Raw genomic sequence first — 2,614 nt, 5'->3', positions numbered from 1 at the left:
TCCATTAAGAAATGTTACAAATTACATGGGTACATTAAGAAAAGTTAAGGGGGTGTATCCATTGATGGATAAGGGTTTTCGGCTGTTATGGTATATATGTATGGGGTAAGTTCAGATATTAGTTATCGCCGAAAAATTTCCGCCGCTCTTAATCTAGAGTTTTCTGATGGTGGCTTAAATTATGTTAGTTAGTAGTTATGGTGGTGGCAGTTCCTTTGAACAGCAGAACTTTACTGGCAATGCTCAACAGATGGATGTGACTAATCGCTGGAAACTATTTCTTGACAATGACGAGTTTTTGAAGTTAATCAAAAATGATGAGCTTTTACACTATTCCGAAAAAATATTTGGTAAGCTTCCCGATACCGAGTTAATTTATCTTGGGGCTAATAGATGATAGTTATAATCATACCAAATCCGGTTATTAAAAACTGATTATTTATTCCTCCTTTTGCCTCTTGCCTCTTGCCTCTCCTCACAAGTAGCCTATACTCAACAGATTTAGTATCAATAATTAAGCGATTAAATCGATTAACTTTTGTTTTAAAGTTTCCAATCCTAGCCGACGAATAGCCGAGATAAAAACAGCTTGGGGGTATTTTTCCTTAGCTATTTCCAAATCGTCGCTTTTTACCTGATCCAACTTATTAAACACCATTAACATTGGACCAGTTTGAATCGGCATCTCCGAGAGGATTTTTAATACCGAGGCAATCTGACTTTCCCAAGCTGGATGGGACAGATCCACCAGATGGAGTAAGGCGTCTGCTTCCGTTACTTCCTCTAAAGTTGCCCGAAAAGCATCCACCAGCGAGGGGGGTAATTCGTGGATAAAACCCACCGTATCGGTTAGTAAAAGGGTGTGAGAGACTTGGGTGAGGGGATCGGTAATAGTTAAGCGTCGGGTGGTGGGATCGAGGGTAGCAAACAGTTGATCGGCGGTATAAACTTCGGCAGCGGTGAGCGCATTAATTAAAGTAGATTTTCCCGCATTGGTGTAACCGACGATCGCCACACTGGCTACATCTTGTTTTTGCCGTTGTTTGCGTAAACGGGAACGATGAGCTTGCAGTTGATCCACCTCATCCTGGAGACGGGATAAACGACGTTGAATAGTTCGGCGTTCTGTTTCTAATTTTGTCTCCCCCGGTCCGCGAGTGCCAATTCCTCCCCCTAATCTCGACATAGCTAATCCGCGCCCAGTGAGACGGGGTAAAGTGTATTCTAATTGGGCTAATTCTACCTGTAGTTTACCCGCTTGGGATTGGGCCCGTTGGGCGAAAATATCCAGGATCACCTCGGTGCGATCGACCACTCTCACCCCGATTTGGTTCTCTAGATTGCGAATTTGGGCGGGAGAAAGGTCGCGATTGAATACAACTAAATTAGCCCCCGAAGTTTGCACCTGTAGGGCGATTTCTGCCACTTTTCCCGAACCGATCACTGTTTGAGGATGGGGATGATCCCGTTTTTGTCGGGTGACTTGCAAAACTTTGCCCCCGGCGGTATCAACTAAACGTTCTAATTCGCTTAAACCGTCCTCGAACTGGCGATCGCTCATATTGTCGGTGATTAAACCAACCAATAGCACCCGATCTTCGGCTGTATCAACGGTTATAGCGGTAAATTCTCGCTGAAACTCCGCCTCTAGTCCTTCCACTAACTCTAAAAAGTCCTGTTTGCTTAAATCCTCTAGATTTAAGGGCGGGGAGACAGACCAGTATATATTACTATTGACATCTGTTTGACTTTGTGGTATGAGATGCGCCAGATAGACCTGCTCCACATAACCGGTCGCCCCACCACCGCGACGGATCATGCCTGTGCCGGTTAGGGTTAAGATCACCAGTGCGTCTAATCTTTGCACAGCCATGGCGGTTAAACTGGATTCTTTTGGCGGTTCCTGCTTGAGTTCCGTGGCGATACAACGAATTCCGCAAAGACGTTCGGAACCGTAGCGGGGTAGTTCCAAGAGAGAAAATTGGGTTTGTCGGGGGGTTCCCACTCCCACACGAATTACCTGGCCGCGACGGTTGATATAGGTGCAGAGGGGTTGATGGATATCGGTACTGATAGCCGCCAGTCTTTGGGCGAATTCTGGGGTGGTGAGAGTATCAATAGGCAAGCGTTCATGGTACAGCCTTTGTAGCTGTTTCATCTGACTGGCTTTCAGTCCCTGGGTATTGCCGAAGATGGTATCGATAGGCTTTCCTCGCAATTAGGATTTTATCTATTATTGTAGCGATTATGAGACTCGCTGCTCCTTGAGGGCGTTTCTCATCAAGATGAAGTGTAACCTAATTTGGTGCTGATTCAGAAGTAGTGATGACGGCTTAACCTTTACTTCCTTGGGTATTGTAGTCATGGATAAAATACCAAAGGGCTCCCCAAGGTGATTCTCCATTTTTTTAGAGAACGATAGACTCTCTCTCACTAACCCACATTCCGCACCCTAGTCGTTGAAATCAAAAGTTGCTCTAGCCCTTGTATAGTAAAACCCACATTCCGCACCCTAAGTGTCACAACGTCTCGAAAGAGGAAGGAGCGTGAGTCAAAATACTTATCTAGAGGAGTGAGTTGGCGGCAAGCTGCCGGCAACTAAGTCGAAAAATTC

2 protein-coding genes are annotated in these 2,614 nt (G+C 45.4%); one reads left to right on the top strand and one right to left on the bottom strand.

Going from position 1 to position 2,614, the window contains the following annotated elements:
* Window positions 1-181: 181 nt before the first annotated feature.
* Entirely contained in the window at window positions 182-397 is a 216-nt protein-coding gene (locus EWV68_RS03940) for a hypothetical protein (RefSeq protein ID WP_287168891.1), read from the top strand.
* Between the two features lie 117 nt (window positions 398-514).
* On the opposite strand, the gene hflX is transcribed toward EWV68_RS03940, so the two are convergent.
* The gene (gene hflX, locus EWV68_RS03935) at window positions 515-2,218 is read right to left on the bottom strand and encodes a GTPase HflX (protein WP_287168890.1); all 1,704 of its coding nucleotides are present in this window, start codon (window positions 2,216-2,218) and stop codon (window positions 515-517) included.
* Between the last annotated feature and the right edge of the window lie 396 nt (window positions 2,219-2,614).

Source organism: Microcystis sp. M_QC_C_20170808_M9Col, from assembly GCF_007095495.1.
GTDB lineage: Bacteria > Cyanobacteriota > Cyanobacteriia > Cyanobacteriales > Microcystaceae > Microcystis > Microcystis aeruginosa.
The sequence above is the reverse complement of the archived record's forward strand: the minus strand, read 5'-3'. Positions and strand labels throughout refer to the sequence as shown.